The organism is Streptomyces sp. NPDC002838 (assembly GCF_040295365.1).
In the GTDB taxonomy this organism is placed as follows: domain Bacteria; phylum Actinomycetota; class Actinomycetes; order Streptomycetales; family Streptomycetaceae; genus Streptomyces.
Window position 1 is genome coordinate 242679 of sequence record NZ_JBEOVF010000003.1, and the last position, 14376, is coordinate 257054.

Genomic DNA, 14376 nt, shown 5'->3' on the forward strand with positions numbered 1-14376 from the left:
GGCGCACGGAAGGGGTTCCAGACGGCGGCCGCCGCTGCGGGGAACGGCCCGCTCGCCGCTCTCACCCCAGACGCTACGCGCGGTACGCGCCCACCGCCATGCGGTGACATGCCCGCTTCGGGACGCCACGGTGAAGCTGATCGACTGCGCGACGCCGACCCATGCGTACGCGACGGTCGAGGTCACCAACCCGAACGCCGAGGACGCCTGCTTCTCCATCACGGTCGATTTCCGACCACTGCGTGGCCGACCGGGACGCGACGGCGAGGCAGTACTGACGGGCACGCACCCTCTCATCGGACGCGGTACCCACCGGCCCGCCGTCCGGCGAACAGCTCCGCCTGGCGGTCCGCCGGCAGGTTGCCCAGCGAGATGAGGTGCGGCGCCTGCGCGAACCCCTGCGCCAGTGCCGCCTCCTTCGCCGCCCACAGCGCACGGACGGTCCCCTGCACTCCCTCGGCCGGACAACCGGCGATGACGCCGGCACAGGCGACCGCGGCGGCCAACGCCCCACCTGCCTCGGTGAGTTCGGACACCAGCCCGACCTCGTACGCCCGCCGCGCTCCGATCCGCTCCGCCGTCCCCATCAACATCATCCGCGCGACCTCCCCGTACGGCATCCGCTGCGCCATGAGCATCGACTCGTACGCGCTGACCATGCCGTAGGTGGTGTGCGGGTCGAAGAAGGCGGCGTCGGCACCGGCGACGACGAACTCGCATTCCCCGAGCAGATAGAAGGCGCCGCCACAGGCCATGCCCTCCACGGCGGCGACGACCGGCTTCCACAGGTCGTTCGCCTTCGGTCCGATCCGCAGCAGGGGATCGTCCTGCATGTACGGCGAGTTCGGCTGCGGCACGGCGGCGTCCCGGTCGAGCCCGGTACAGAAGGCCCTCTCCCCGGCCCCGGTGAGCACGACGGCCCGCACGGAGTCGTCGAACCGCAACCCCCGCCACACCTCCTGGAGTTCCCCGGCCATGGCGAGGTCGATGGCATTGAGCTTGCCCGGCCGGTCGAGGGTGACGACGGCGACGCCGGTGTCCTTGTCGGCGGTGACGCCTACGTTGTTCATGGGCGCGTTCATGGCCGCGTTCATGGCCGCTCCAGGACCCACTGGGGAAGCCCGGTCGTCGGCTCGAACACCACGTGCACTTTGGCGCCGATGCGAATGCTCCGCGGATCACGGGAGTTGAGCGCCGCGCCGGCCTCGCTGACCAGGTTGCCGACCATCCGTATGCGCGGGGCCTCGGCGAGCTCGACGACGATGACGTTGTACGGCGCCTGCTCCGCGTACTCGGGCAGCAGGGGCGGATGGGGGACGACGTACGACCAGATCCGCCCCTGCCCGGACACCGGCCGCCACTCGCTCGCGAAGGACTGGCAGTGCGGGCAGCAGGGCCGGGGCGGGAAGCGGAGCTCACCGCAGTCGGCGCACGCCTGGACGCGCAGCTCGCCCTGGGCGGCGTACTGCCAGAAGGGGGCGCCGTCGGGGTCGGTGACGGGGTTCAGCATGGGGCAAACTCCTTCAACTCCTTCAACTCCTTCAACTCCTTCAATCCCTTCAATTCCTGAGGAGCAGGGCGGAGGTGGGGACGCCCTCACCGGCGGTGACGAGACAGGTGGCGGCGTCCGGGACCTGGGCGGTGCTGGTGCCGCGGAGCTGCTTGACGCCTTCGTTGATGAGGTTGAAGCCGTGCACGTATGCCTCGCTGAGCCCGCCGCCCCCGGTGTTGATGGGCAGCCGCCCGCCGATCTCGAGGGCGCCTCCCTCGGTGAACGCTCCGCCTTCCCCGCGGGCGCAGAAGCCATAACCCTCCAGGGAGAGCGGTATGAGGGCGCTGAACGCGTCGTAGATCTGGGCGACATCGACGTCCTGGGGCGTGAAGTCGGCGTGTTTCCAGAGGTGTCGGGCGGCGGTCCAGGCGGGGCCGGTGAGGGGGTCGTCGTTCCAGTAGTTGACCATGCCGTGGTGCTGGGCGGGCAGCCCTTGGGCGACGGAATGGACGTGGACGGGTCGGTGCCGGCAGTCCCGCGCACGCTCCCTGCTGACGATGACGCAGGCCAATGCCCCGTCCGTCTCCAGGCAGTTGTCGAAGAGGCAGAGAGGCTCGCTGATCCAGCGGGAGGTCATGTACATCTCGCGGGTCAGGGGCCGTTCGTACATGATCGCGGCCGGGTTCTGGTTCGCCCGGTTACGGCAGGCGAGGGCGACGTTGAAGAGGTGGTCGCGGGTGGCGCCGTATTCGTGCATGTAACGGCGGGCGAGCATGGCTATCTCGTCCACGGGCCGGAGGAGACCGAAGGGCCGGGTCCACTGGGCGGGGGTGGGCAGTTGGACGGTGGTGTTGCGCCATGGCCGGGGCCCGGACCCCCGCTTCCGCGACCGCCAGGCGACGCCGACAGTCGCCTGTCCGGCGGCGATGGCGGCGGCGAGATGGGCGACGGTGGCACAGGAACCACCCCCTCCGTACCCGATCTTGCTGAAGAAGGTGAGGTCACCGAAGCCGACGGCCTTCGCGAGCTCGACCTCGTCGGTCTCCTCCATCGTGTACGAGGCGAGGGCGTCGACCTCGCCGGGCGCGATCCCGGCGTCGTCGAGGGCGGCGAGGACGGCACGGCAGGCGAGGGTCTTCTCGTCCTCGGGAAGGCGCTTGGCGAAGGGGGTCTGACCGATGCCGACGATGGCGGTGGCGTCTTTGATTCCTGCTGCTCCGGCCATGCTGGGCGTTACCTCCGCACGCTCGCTGGGCGGCTGACAGGCCGTCAGGTTACAGCTAATCTGACGGGTAGTCAGCTAGTGGAGTGAGGACTGGACTGGAGGCCTGCTGTGCGCGGTGACTTGGAGTGGGGAACCATCCCAGGGCTGGTCCGGTCGGCGGCCGAACGGTACGCGGACGTCGAGGCGGTGGTGGAGGGCCGTACCCGGATCTCGTACGGCGAACTGGGCGCCCGCGTGGACCGCGCGGCGGCGGCGTGCGTCGCGAACGGCGTGGCGGTGGGCGACCGGGTCGCGATCTGGGCCCCGAACTCCCTCGACTGGATCGTCTCGGCGCTGGGCGCGGTCTCGGCGGGCGCGGTACTGGTCCCGCTGAACACGCGCTTCAAGGGGGCGGAGGCGGCGGATGTGCTGCACCGGAGCGGTGCCCGTCTGCTCTTCGTGACGGGGACGTTCCTGGGGACGTCGTACGTGGCGTCGCTGCGGAGGGCGGCGGGGGCCGGGGAGGGGGTCGGCGGTCCGGGGCCGCTGCCGGGGCTGCCGTCACTGGAGCAGGTGGTGGTCCTCTCGGACGACGCCCCGGCGGACTTCCGCACCTGGAAGGACTTCCTGGCGAGCGGGGAGGGCGTGGGGGAGGCGGAGGTTCGGGCGAGGGCGTCGGCGCTGGCCCCGTCCCTGCCCTCGGACATCATCTACACATCGGGTACGACAGGCCGCCCCAAGGGCGCGGTGATCACCCACGCACAGACGCTACGGGCGTACGAGATCTGGACCGACCTGGCGGGGCTGCGCCGCGGTGACCGCTACCTGATCGTGAACCCCTTCTTCCACACGTTCGGCTACAAGGCGGGGGTCGTGGCGTGCCTGATGCGGGGCGCGACGATGATCCCGCAGCCGGTGTTCAACGTGGACACGGTGCTGGCGAACATAGCGGCGGAGCGGGTCTCGGTGCTCCCGGGCCCACCGACGCTCCACCAGTCGCTCCTGGACCACCCGGCTCGCGACGCACACGACCTCTCGGCGTTGAGGCTGGTGGTGACGGGGGCGGCGGTGGTGCCGCTGAGGCTGGTCGAGCGCTTGCGAGGCGAACTGGGCGTGGACACGGTCCTGACGGCCTACGGCCTCTCCGAGGCGAGCGGCATCGTCACGATGTGCCGCCGCGGCGACGACCCGTCGGTGATCGCGTCGACGTCGGGCCGGGCGATACCCGGGACGGAGGTGCGGGTGGTGGACGCGGGGGGCAAGCCGGTCGCGGACGGCGTCCCCGGCGAGGTCCTGGTCCGCGGCTTCAATGTCATGCGGGGGTACTACGAGGACGAGGCGGCCACGGCGGAGGTGCTGAAGGACGGCGGCTGGCTGCGGACGGGGGATGTGGGCGTCCTGGACGAGGCGGGTCATCTGCGCATAACGGACCGCCTCAAGGACATGTTCATCGTCGGCGGCTTCAACGCGTACCCGGCGGAAATCGAGCAGGCACTGGGCCTGCATCCGGATGTCGCGGACGTGGCGGTGATCGGCGTACCGGATCCGCGACTGGGAGAGGTCGGCAAGGCGTACGTCGTCCGACGGGCGGGGTCGGTGCTGACGGGGGACGACCTGATCGCCTGGGCCCGACGGGAGATGGCGAACTACAAGGTGCCGAGGGCGGTGGAGTTCGTGGGGGAGCTGCCTCGGAATGCGAGTGGGAAGGTGGTGAAGGGGGAGTTGCGGGGGTGGGTTGGGCACCCCGGCGCTTTCAAGTGACCGTTGGGCCACTCGCTTCTTTGCCAGTGTCGTGCTTCCGCGACCCGAGTAAAGGGCGCTCCGCTATCGCTCCGCGTCGCCTTCGGCGATGGCCCTTCGGGCCACCCTTGACTCGGCTCGCTCCAGCACGGGTGAGAAGCGAGCGAGCGGCCCGGAAAGAGCGGGTGGCCCAGGTGGGTGGGGCCCTTACATCGGCCGAGGGCTGGACCGGCGTCAGGGTGCGCGCTCGTGCCTCGCCAGCACGCCGGGTGGGCTTAGCGGCGATCGGTGGGTGGCCGGGGCGCAGCGGCTGGGTGGCGGTACGCCGGGGCGGCTTAGCGGCGATCGGCCGGTGGGTGGCTGGGGACGCAGCGGCTGGGTGGCGGTACGCCGGGGCAGCTTGGTGGCCGGCGGCCGGTGGGTGAGGGGGTGCGCCAGCGAGTGACGGCACGCCCGGTCGGCTCAGCGGATGGCGGGCCGGTGGGCGGATGCGCGCCAGCGGCACAGGCCCGGCCCCTTCGACCCGGCTCAGCGGCGACCGACCCGTCTGCGGCTGACGGCAGATGGTGGCACCGGACAAATCGGACGCTCATCCAGTGTTTGGCAGATCTGTTCCACCCCCACCATCGCGTGACCTGGGGCTTTCCCTCGCAGGGGTGGAACAGATCTGCCAATCACCGCTCGATCCACCCTTTCGGCTCCCCGGGCTCCGACGCGCAAGGCGGGCCGTCACTCAGCCGCGGCGCCCCCAGCCACAGACGGGCCGATCGCCGCTGAGCCGACGTGAGCGCCCACCCCAGCCACCACGCGCCGCCCCCCACTCGCTGATAGCCGCTAAGCCCACCCGGCGTGCCGCCACGTGGCCGGTGCGTCCCCGGCTACCCACCCACCGGCCGATCGCCGCTTAGCCGCCCGGCGTGCCGCCACGCGGCCGCTGCGCCCCCACCACTCACCCGCTCACCGATCGCCGCTTGGCCGACCCGGCGTGCTGGCGAGGTGCCATCGCGCCCCCGGACCCCGGCCCACCGCTCAACCAACCCAAGGCACTGCCCACCTGGCCCCCCGCTCTCCTGCGGGCCGCTCGCTCGCTTCTCACCCGTGCTGGAGCGAGCCGAGTCAAGGGTGGCCCGAAGGGCCATCGCCGAAGGCGACGCGGAGCGATAGCGGAGCGCCCTTTACTCGGGTCGCGGAAGCACGACACTGGCAAAGAAGCGAGTGGCCCAACGGTCACTTGAAGGCGCCGGGGTGCCCAACCCCCTCCACGGAGCGGCCAGCTGCGCCCGCGCCCAGGGCGGAGCGGATCTCCCGGATCATATGCGCAGGGTGGTGGAAGACGACCTCGGCGGTGTAGCGGAGCAGGGTGCGTACCTCGGGGCAGCGGAGGACTTGGTTGAAGCGGGAGACGTCCCGGCGGTGGGCCTCACGGGTGCCGTGAAAGGCGTAGCCCTCGATCTCGACCGCCACTCCCTCCCGCCGGAAGAGGAAGTCGAGGAACCGGCGGCCGCCGCCGGGGACGCGGAGCTCGACCTGGGCCTCGGGGCGCAGGCCGGCGTCGAGCATGCGCAGGCGGGCGACCGTTTCCGCCGGTGAGCCGGAGCGGTGGTCGCCGAGGTGGAGCCAGCGCCGAGCGCGGGCGGCTCCCTGCAGAGGGGGTTCGAGGGCGATGGCCAGCGCGGCCGGGGTGGTGAGCGGTGGGCGGCGTACGCCCGCGACGGTGCGGTAGCCGAGCGCGGACTCGACGGCTACCAGGGCGTCGTCCCGCGGCCCGGCGCGCAGGAGGTCGGCGACGGTGCGGGGGACGTCCGTGATGCGCAGTCCCCGGCACTGCACGACGTCGACTTCGGCGAGGGGGATCCGGTGGACACGTACGTCCGTGACGCTCTGCCGCGTGCGGAGTCCTGGGTCAGTGAACTCCAGGGCCGGGGGTTCTCGGCCCTCCCTACGCACGTCCAGAGTCTCGATCTGCAACAGCCCGGCCGCCGAGTGATGGCTCACGACCAGCCTCGGCCTGAGGAGTTGGGCGGCCTTCAGCCGTACGGCCAGATCGACGCGTCGCCCCGGCTCGACCCAGGCGCCGCTCCGGACCCGGGCCCACCCCTCCGAGTCCAGCCTCCGAAAGAGGGGAACCCGAGACCACCCGGCCCCCAGCGCCCGCGAGGTGAGCAACACGCCTCCCTCGACCAGCGCCCCCAACTCCGCTCGCTCCACCTGCTCCACGTGTCCACTGTCCCGGAGGAGCCGACCGTCCGCTCGTCCCTGTGGATAACTCGGTGGAGGGCGAGTACGGGTCAGCGCCTCACGGACGCGAGGAAGGTGGTCCAGGTCGAGGCCCCAAAGAGAAGTACGGGGCCTTCGCCGGCCTGCTTTGAGTCGCGGACCGGGACGGTGGTGGGGAGGTTGGGGGCGACCTCGACGCAATCACCGCCAGTCCCATTGCTGTAGCTGCTCTTGCGCCAGCGGGCGGCGCTCAGATCAATCTCGTGACTTGCCATGTCGATAGTCCTCTGCCGCAGCCTCGATCATCGCCAGGGACGCCTCAGGCGGCATTGCGACGGCCCTGAGCAGATCGTACGACTCCCGGTACTGCTTCACGAGCGCCGGATAGTCGATGAGTTGGCCGCTGTGCAGGCTCTCGGTGTACACGACAGGAGGGGCGTCCGCGAAGGTCATGAACTTGGTCATGCCCATCATGAAGGGGTGAGCGGCGGAGGTTTCCGGGACGATCTGCAGAATCGAGTGCGTGCTCCTGATCATCCCCGCGATGTGCTCCAGCAGCTCCGCCATCTCCGCAGGGGGAAGAGCGGCTCGGCGGATCAGGGACTCGTCGAGGATGGCCCAGAACTTGGGCGGGTTCTCCGAGGTGAAGAGCTTGACCCGCCCCATTCGGGCGCCCACCTTCTCTTCGACTTCCCCATCCGAGGCTCGGGGCATGGCCGCTCGTACGATCGCCCGCGTGTAGGGCGCCGTCTGCAACAGACCGGGGACGAGCATCGGCGCCCACTCCTCGATCGTCTCCGCATGACGCTCCATCTCCGCCACGTCCGCGAAGTACTCCGCATGCCCCGACTGCCGGGCCCTGCGGGCGTCTTCACAACGCCGCTCGAAAAACCCGTCCGTCTTCAGCACCTTGTCGACGTGCTGGGCGAGATCCAGGGGCATCCGCCGCTCACCGCGCTCGATCTGGCTCAGAAAGGGGATGCCGTGGAAGCTCCCTTCCGCCAACTGTTCGAGGGTCAGACCCGCCAGCTCCCTCTTGTAGCGCAACTCGGCGCCGTAGAAGGACGGAACGTTCGCCGACGCATCGGGGTCCTTGCGTGGGGGCACAACTCACCACCGTCTCTTTCCAGTTGCGTTGCGCAACGGGAACCTCTTTTACGGTACGCAATGTCACGCCACTGTGTGACTGATTCGTCACAGAGCGCACAGGAAGGCGCCGCCTTATGCAAGACCCTCAGTCCCCCGCCGCCGACGACGTGGACAACTGCGTGACCGACCTCCGCACCGCCCTCGCCGCCCACGGCATCACGCTCCCCTCCCTCCGCGCCGACCTGCTGACCTTCGCGGGCACCTACGCGCCCCCGGTCGGCCTGGTCGCGCTCGGCAACTGCAACACCGTGACGGCGCGCAAGCTCGCGGCGGTGCTGAGGGGAGGCCTCGACCTCGACCTTCCGGCCACCCCCAAGGCGGTCCCGGACCTCCGCCGCGCCGTACGCCTGCATCTGGGTGGACCCTGCGCCGATGTCCAGCTGTGCGTCACCGAGCTCGTCGCCAACGTGATCCGGCATGTGGGAGAGGGGGCGCTGGTCCGGGTGAGGGTGGCCCGTGTGGACGGTGGCCGGATCCGGATCGAGGTTACTGATCCCGACACGCGCGCCCTCCCAGTGCTCGTGCACACCACGGGCGACGACGAGGCCGGGCGTGGACTTGCCCTGCTCGACGCTGTGGCCCTGCGGTGGGGCGTGGAGCCCGGGATGCGAGGCAAGACGGTGTGGTGCGAGGTGCAGGAGGCGTAGCGCGACTATCCCCCTGAACGGCAACGCGGGGCCGAACAATGCTCGACCCCGCTGAAGCCCTACGTTTCATCAGTCATGCATCGGCCGCGGCGGCTCCCCCTCCGCGCCGCCGCGGCCGACTCCCCCGTCAGAACAACTTCACGCGGTCTCGTCGGAGGCGTGATTGTCCTGGGGAGTGGTCTCTCCCCCCGACGCATGGTTGTCCAGGGTGGTTATCTTGCCCTCCGACGCCTGATCCTTCGTGGCGTCGGTGACGTTCTCCTCAACAGCGGAGGCGTGGTTGTCGAGCGGCTTGACGACATCGTCGTCCTTCTTGGCCTTACTCATGGTCATCAACTCCAGCAAGTCGTACTGCAGACAGTCGGAGCGACCCGTCCGACGACTCCCCCGAGGACCGTCGGACGGGTGCATATGGGCCGCTCACCCTAACGGTGTGGCCTCTCCGTGATCCGTCTGCCCCCCGACGCGACGGATCGACGTACGTAAGAGTGCCGAGCGGCGATAAACGAACGATGAACGGTGCCGCGATACCTGCTATGCGGCAGCCACCGGGGCCAGAAGCTCACGTAGCTCGTCGGCTTCGGGGGAACCCAACTGCTCGTAAATGGAAAGGGCCTCTCGCCAGCAGGCGGTCGCGCGGTCGGACTGGCCGAGCCCGGCGAGGGCCTTACCCAGGACGGTCAGCACGGTTCCGCGTCGCCACTCCCCGCCGATGCCGCGCAGCGCAATCGCCTGTTCGGCGTGGCTCGCGGCGAGTGCGGGGCGACGGGCCGCAAGGTGCACTTCCGCAATCCGGAAGTGCGTGACGCCTTCCCAGAGAGGCTGACGATTGTCGTGGAACAATGCCAGCGCATCGGTGAGCTGTTCGAGGGCCTCCGCCAATTCTCCGGCCTGAGTCAGAGCGATGCCCAGGGCGTATCGGCCGTTGGCGAGCCTCAGCGTGAGGCCCATACGGTCGTAAATGTCGATGCCCCGCTGAGCGAGGTCGATCGCACTGCCCGTCCGACCCATGGCGAGGTGGATTCGAGAGAGATTGCACAGTGCACTTGCTTCGCCGACGTCGTTGCCGTCGTCCCGGAAGTTGTCGATCGCCTGCTGCAGGTAGCGTTCACCGTCGGCATGCCGATTCTGGTAAATGGCGATGATGCCTCGGTCGTTGGGAGCCCAGCAGCTGGGGAGCGGGTCATGGGCATCCCCGGCGAGTTCCAAGGCGAGCCGTGCTTCTTCATCTGCTTCGCTGAAGCGACCCGCTACAAGATGGACGTTCGTCAGCACAGTGCGGGCACGGCCCTCGGTGCGGGTGTCTCCGGCCGCGTGCGCGGCATCCCGCACCGTACGGGCCGCTACTTCATACTCGCGTGCGTTGGCGCCTGACTCCGCCAAGTCCTTGGTCGCCCACAGCAGATCAACGCCCCTTCTCAGAGTCTGGGCGTGTATGGACTGGCGTACGCACGCTATGAGGCAGTTCGCTTCGGAGTAGAGCCAATCCTGCGCAGCGCGCGGGGACTCGAATACGAGGCCCGGGTAAGCGGTCGCCTGCAAGTGATCCACCAGCCGATCCCCCGGCCGCTCAATCGCATAAACCCCCGCCGCAGTAGCCAGATAAAAGTCCAGCAACCGCGACATCGCCGCATCCCGCGCGCTCGCCGGCTCCTCGTCCCTCTCCGCACAAGCACGCGCGTAGAGCCGCACCAGATCATGGAAGCGATACCGACCAGGAGCCGCTGACTCCAGCAACGACGTATCGACGAGGGACTCCAGCAAGTCCTCCGTCTCCTCCAGCGGGAGGTCCAGGACCGCCGCGGCTGCCGCCAGTGAGATGTCCGGGCCGTCCGCCAGGCCCAGCAGGCGGAATGCCCGTGCCTGGGCCGGCTCCAGTGCCCCGTAGCCGAGCTCGAAGGTCGCCTTCACCGCCAGGTCGCCGGCCTGGAGCTCGTCCAGGCGGCGGCGTTCGTCCGCGAGCTTCGCCGCCAGGACCGAGACCGTCCAGGTGCGGCGGGCCGCCAGACGGGATGCCGCGATGCGGATCGCCAGGGGTAGGAAGCCGCACGCCGCCACCACGTCGAGAGCCGCCTCGCGCTCCGAGCCGACCCGTTCCCCGCCCACTATCTTCGTGAACAATTGCAGCGCCTCGTCGGGGGACATCACGTCCAGGTCCACCAGGTGGGCACCGGCCAGGTCCACCATGCGGACGCGGGACGTGATCAGGGCCGCGCAGCCCTCCGTGCCGGGCAGCAAGGGCCTCACCTGGGCGGCGTCCCTCGCGTTGTCCAGCAGCACCAGCACCCGCCGTCCGTCCAGAACCGACCGGTACAGGGCCGAGCGCTCCTCCAGCGAGTCCGGGATGGCGGAGTCGGCGGTGCCCAAGGCCCGCAGGAAGGAGCCGAGCACCGTCTCCGGTTCCGCCGCCCTCGCGCCGGCGCCCTGGAGGTCGACGTAGAGCTGGCCGTCGGGGAACGCGCCCCGTGCCTGGTGCGCCACGTGCACCGCCAGCGTCGTCTTGCCGACGCCGCCGATGCCCGCCAGCGCGGACACCGCCATCACCCGGCCCTCCGCCGACGCCAACACGTCGCTCAGCTCGGAGACGAAGGACTTACGGCCCGTGAAGTCGGATACCGTCGCGGGGAGTTGCGCCGGGCGGACCGGTACGGCGGCAGGTTCAGCCACCGGTGCCGACGGCTCGGCCAGGCCCGGGTCCGCCCGCAGGATGCGCTGCTGGAGCTCGCGGAGGCCCGGGCCGGGATCCACGCCCAGTTCGTCGGCCAGCAGCCGGCGCGTGTCCGCGTACACCGCCAGGGCCTCCGCCTGGCGGCCACTGCGGTACAACGCCAGCATCAGCAGTTCGCGCAGTCGCTCGCGCAACGGGTGCGCCGCCGTCAGGGCCGTCAGCTCCGAGACCGCCTCCGCGTGGCAGCCCTGCTCCAGGTCCATGTCCAGGCGGGACTCCAGCAACTGGAGCCGCCACTCCTCCAGGCGGACCCGCTGCGCCTCCGCGTACGGCCCCGGCACCCCGGCCAGTACCTCGCCGTCCCACAGGGCCAGCGCCCGGTTCAGTACGTCACGCGCGTGGCACAGGTCCCCGGCGTTCCGCGCCTTCTCCGCCTCCGCCCCCAGCTCCTGGGCCACCGCGAGATCGAGGGCGCCTTCCCCCACCGAACGCACCGCGTACCCGCCCGACTCGCTCACCAGGACGCCGGGGTCCAGCACCTTGCGCAGGCGGGAGGCGTACGTCCGTAGTGCCGCCAGCGCCTGCGAGGGGGGTTCCTCGCCCCACAGGGCGTCGATCAGCTCGGCCGCGGTCGCCGTACGGCCCTCGCGCAGCAGCAGGGCGGCCAGCAGGGCGCGTTGCTGGGGTGAACCGGTGTTCAGCGACTCCTCGCCGCGCCAGGCGCGTACCGGACCGAGCACGCTGAAGCGCAGCGTCACCGTCGTCCCTGGCTCCTCCTCGGAGCCGGGATGTCTCTGCTCCGGCACTCGCGGTACCTCGGGCACTCGCGGCACACCGTCCATCCCGTCGTCCCCCTAGAGATCCTGAGCAACCCAGCCAGTTTGCCTTGTTCATGGCAGATGCGTCAGCTGTGGAGAGCGTGATCACAGAGAGGCGCGCGGGCTATCACAAGGCCCTCACACGGTCTTCGCGCAGATCCGCACAGGAACGATCGCAACCGGGCGGGGTACGGACAGCTGACGGGTCGTCAGATCAGCGCTACCGTGAGCGCCATGGACACCCAGACCAGCACCCGGACCAGCACCCAGACGACCACTCAGACCAGCACCACGCGGACCCCGCTCCCACTGATCATCTCCGTCGACGACCACACCGTGGAGCCGAGCACCGTCTGGCAGGACCGGCTCCCGAAGAAGTACCTCGACATCGGGCCCCGCACAGTCCGTGCGCCCCTGAAGGAAATGACCTTCCTCGGCGGCCGGTTCAAGCCCGTCATGGGCACGCCGGGCACGGACGACGGGCCCATCGGCGACTGGTGGGTCTACGAGGACCTCCACCGCCCCCTCACCCGCCTCGACACCGCCGTCGGCTACAGCAGGGACGAGATCAAGCTCGAAGTCATCACGTACGAGCAGATGCGACCAGGTTCGTACGACGTCCCCGCCCGCCTCGCCGACATGGACGTCAACCACGTCCAGTCCGCCCTCTGCTTCCCCACCTTCCCCCGCTTCTGCGGCCAGACCTTCACCGAGGCCGAGGACCACGAGCTGGGGCTGCTGTGCGTTCAGGCGTACAACGACTGGATGGTGGAGGAGTGGTGCGGGCCCCAGGCGCACGGGCGGCTCATCCCCCTCACCCTCATCCCCCTCTGGGACGCCGAGCTGGCGGCCCGGGAGGTCCGGCGGAACGCGGCCCGCGGCGTCCGTGCCGTCGCCTTCTCCGAGATACCCCCGCACCTCGGACTGCCCTCCGTCCACACCGACGACTGGGACCCCTTCCTCGCCGCCTGCGACGAGACCGGCACCGTCGTCGCCATGCACATCGGCTCCAGCAGCCGTATGCCCTCCACCTCCGCCGACGCCCCGCCCGCCGTCGGCTCCACCATCACCTTCGCCAACTGCTGTTTCTCGATGGTGGACTGGCTGATGAGCGGCAAGTTCGAGCGTTTCCCGAACCTGAAGGTGATGTACGCGGAGGGGCAGATCGGCTGGATTCCCTACATCCTCGAGCGCGCCGACGTGGTGTGGGAGGAGAACCGCGGCTGGGGCGGCGTCGCCGACAAGGTCCACCGGCCGCCGTCCGAGCTGTTCGCCGAGCACGTCTACGGCTGCTTCTTCGACGACGCCTTCGGGCTGCGGAATCTGGACTCCATCGGGGTCGGGAATGTCCTGTACGAGACCGACTATCCCCACTCCGACTCCACCTGGCCGAAGTCCCGGGAGGTCGGCGAGGCCCAGATGGGGCACCTGGACGCCGACGTGGTGGAGCGGATCGTACGGCGGAACGCGATCGAGCTGCTCGGGCTCACACCCGACGGACTCTGGGACGGCCCACGGTGATCCAGTACGGCGTCCAGCTCCCCGTCCAGTCCCAGAGCACGATCTACGCCGAGCCGTGGGAGGCCGCCGCCGGCCCGGAGGACCTGCTGGCCATCGCCCGTACCGCCGACCGCGCCGGCTTCGCCTACGTAGCCTGCTGCGACCACGTCGCCATCCCGCGCCGCCTCGCGCCCGCGATGAGCACGGTCTGGTACGACCCCGTCGCCACCCTCGCCTTCCTCGCCGCCGCGACCGAGCGGGTACGGCTGCTCAGCCATGTCGCCGTCGTCGGTCTACGGCACCCGCTGCTCACCGCCAAGCAGTACGCCACCCTCGACCATCTGAGCGGCGGGCGGCTGATCCTCGGGGTCGGCGCCGGGCACGTGCAGGAGGAGTTCGAGGCGCTCGGGGCCGACTTCCGGCAGCGCGGCGCCGTACTCGACGAGTCCCTCGACGCGCTGCGCGCCGCCCTCGGGCCCGACGAGTTCCCCGAGCACCACGGCAAGCTCTACGACTTCGACGGGCTCGGGCAGCGGCCCCGGCCGGCCCAGGAGCGCGTGCCGCTCTGGGTCGGCGGATCGTCCCCCGCCGCCGTACGCCGGGCCGCGCTCAAGGGTGACGGCTGGCTGCCGCAGGGGGATCCGCGTGACCGGCTGCCGGAGCAGATCCAACGGATCCGGGACATCCGCGCACAGCACGCCATCCACGGGCCCTTCGCCATCGGCGCCATCGCCGAGCCCCTGTACGTCGGCACCCCCACCTGGGACGTGAGGCCCCGCACCCTCACCGGGGGGCCGCAGGAACTCGCCGAGTCGCTGCGTGCCTACCGGGCGATGGGCGTGCACCAGATCCAGGTGCGGTTCCGCAGCCGGAGCCGCGCTGAACTCACCGACCAGATGGCCGCGTTCGGGGCCGAAGTGGCTCCCCACCTCTAAGGAGAC

Annotated in this window: 12 protein-coding genes; 4 read left to right on the plus strand and 8 right to left on the minus strand. The window is 70.2% G+C overall.

The annotated features are described in order from the left end of the window. Nucleotides 1-293: 293 nt before the first annotated feature. From ABT063_RS06070 to ABT063_RS06080, 3 genes are read right to left on the minus strand one after another with little or no spacing between them, the layout of a single operon-like run. Nucleotides 294-1094 carry an enoyl-CoA hydratase/isomerase family protein gene (locus ABT063_RS06070; RefSeq protein WP_351055971.1) on the minus strand — a complete coding sequence of 267 codons (801 nt, stop codon included), beginning with the start codon at nt 1092-1094 and terminating at the stop codon, nt 294-296. Then, complete coding sequence (locus ABT063_RS06075) at nt 1091-1510, minus strand: Zn-ribbon domain-containing OB-fold protein (protein ID WP_351055972.1); 420 nt, start codon at nt 1508-1510, stop codon at nt 1091-1093. Before ABT063_RS06075 ends, ABT063_RS06070 begins: the two co-directional genes overlap by 4 nt. 49 nt (nt 1511-1559) lie before the next feature. Continuing rightward, nucleotides 1560-2717: a lipid-transfer protein gene (locus ABT063_RS06080; protein ID WP_351055974.1), complete on the minus strand. Its 1158-nt coding sequence runs from the start codon at nt 2715-2717 to the stop codon at nt 1560-1562. 108 nt (nt 2718-2825) lie between these two features. Here ABT063_RS06080 and ABT063_RS06085 point away from each other — a divergent pair, with 108 nt between their 5' ends. Next, nucleotides 2826-4457, plus strand: coding sequence for a FadD3 family acyl-CoA ligase (locus ABT063_RS06085; RefSeq protein WP_351055975.1), 1632 nt, complete (start codon nt 2826-2828; stop codon nt 4455-4457). Nucleotides 4458-5663: 1206 nt separating this feature from the next. Here ABT063_RS06085 and ABT063_RS06090 read toward each other — a convergent pair. The 3 genes from ABT063_RS06090 to ABT063_RS06100 all read right to left on the minus strand — a co-directional run bounded on the left by ABT063_RS06090 (nt 5664) and on the right by ABT063_RS06100 (nt 7760). Then, nucleotides 5664-6653 carry a hypothetical protein gene (locus ABT063_RS06090; protein WP_351055976.1) on the minus strand — a complete coding sequence of 330 codons (990 nt, stop codon included), beginning with the start codon at nt 6651-6653 and terminating at the stop codon, nt 5664-5666. Between the two features lie 71 nt (nt 6654-6724). Next, complete coding sequence (locus tag ABT063_RS06095; protein WP_351055977.1) at nt 6725-6928, minus strand: DUF397 domain-containing protein; 204 nt, start codon at nt 6926-6928, stop codon at nt 6725-6727. Beyond that, nucleotides 6909-7760 carry a helix-turn-helix domain-containing protein gene (locus tag ABT063_RS06100; RefSeq protein ID WP_351055978.1) on the minus strand — a complete coding sequence of 284 codons (852 nt, stop codon included), beginning with the start codon at nt 7758-7760 and terminating at the stop codon, nt 6909-6911. Before ABT063_RS06100 ends, ABT063_RS06095 begins: the two co-directional genes overlap by 20 nt. A gap of 116 nt (nt 7761-7876) precedes the next feature. Between ABT063_RS06100 and ABT063_RS06105 the strand changes: the two genes are divergently transcribed. Next, the gene (locus ABT063_RS06105) at nt 7877-8449 is read left to right on the plus strand and encodes an ATP-binding protein (protein ID WP_351055979.1); all 573 of its coding nucleotides are present in this window, start codon (nt 7877-7879) and stop codon (nt 8447-8449) included. Between the two features lie 138 nt (nt 8450-8587). Here ABT063_RS06105 and ABT063_RS06110 read toward each other — a convergent pair whose 3' ends face one another. Both ABT063_RS06110 and afsR read right to left on the minus strand, forming a co-directional pair. Continuing rightward, on the minus strand, nt 8588-8776 hold the full coding sequence (locus tag ABT063_RS06110) for a hypothetical protein (RefSeq protein WP_351055980.1): 189 nt from the start codon (nt 8774-8776) through the stop codon (nt 8588-8590). Between the two features lie 207 nt (nt 8777-8983). After that, on the minus strand, nt 8984-11959 hold the full coding sequence (gene afsR / locus ABT063_RS06115) for an SARP-family global regulator AfsR (protein WP_351055981.1): 2976 nt from the start codon (nt 11957-11959) through the stop codon (nt 8984-8986). A 210-nt stretch (nt 11960-12169) separates the two neighbouring features. Between afsR and ABT063_RS06120 the strand changes: the two genes are divergently transcribed. Further along, nucleotides 12170-13456, plus strand: coding sequence for an amidohydrolase family protein (locus ABT063_RS06120; protein WP_351055982.1), 1287 nt, complete (start codon nt 12170-12172; stop codon nt 13454-13456). Continuing rightward, a complete protein-coding gene (locus ABT063_RS06125) occupies nt 13456-14370 on the plus strand; it encodes a TIGR03619 family F420-dependent LLM class oxidoreductase (protein WP_351056145.1) in 915 nt (304 codons plus the stop codon). Before ABT063_RS06120 ends, ABT063_RS06125 begins: the two co-directional genes overlap by 1 nt. Nucleotides 14371-14376 lie beyond the last annotated feature (6 nt).

What these genes read in the sequence shown, in the direction of transcription:
- ABT063_RS06070 (WP_351055971.1), bottom strand. Translation starts at nt 1,094, where the DNA reads ATGAACGCGGCCATGAACGCGCCCATGAACAACGTAGGCGTCACCGCC.
- ABT063_RS06075 (WP_351055972.1), bottom strand. Translation starts at nt 1,510, where the DNA reads ATGCTGAACCCCGTCACCGACCCCGACGGCGCCCCCTTCTGGCAGTAC.
- ABT063_RS06080 (WP_351055974.1), bottom strand. Translation starts at nt 2,717, where the DNA reads ATGGCCGGAGCAGCAGGAATCAAAGACGCCACCGCCATCGTCGGCATC.
- ABT063_RS06095 (WP_351055977.1), bottom strand. Translation starts at nt 6,928, where the DNA reads ATGGCAAGTCACGAGATTGATCTGAGCGCCGCCCGCTGGCGCAAGAGC.
- ABT063_RS06105 (WP_351055979.1), top strand. Translation starts at nt 7,877, where the DNA reads ATGCAAGACCCTCAGTCCCCCGCCGCCGACGACGTGGACAACTGCGTG.
- ABT063_RS06110 (WP_351055980.1), bottom strand. Translation starts at nt 8,776, where the DNA reads ATGAGTAAGGCCAAGAAGGACGACGATGTCGTCAAGCCGCTCGACAAC.
- afsR (WP_351055981.1), bottom strand. Translation starts at nt 11,959, where the DNA reads ATGGACGGTGTGCCGCGAGTGCCCGAGGTACCGCGAGTGCCGGAGCAG.
- ABT063_RS06120 (WP_351055982.1), top strand. Translation starts at nt 12,170, where the DNA reads ATGGACACCCAGACCAGCACCCGGACCAGCACCCAGACGACCACTCAG.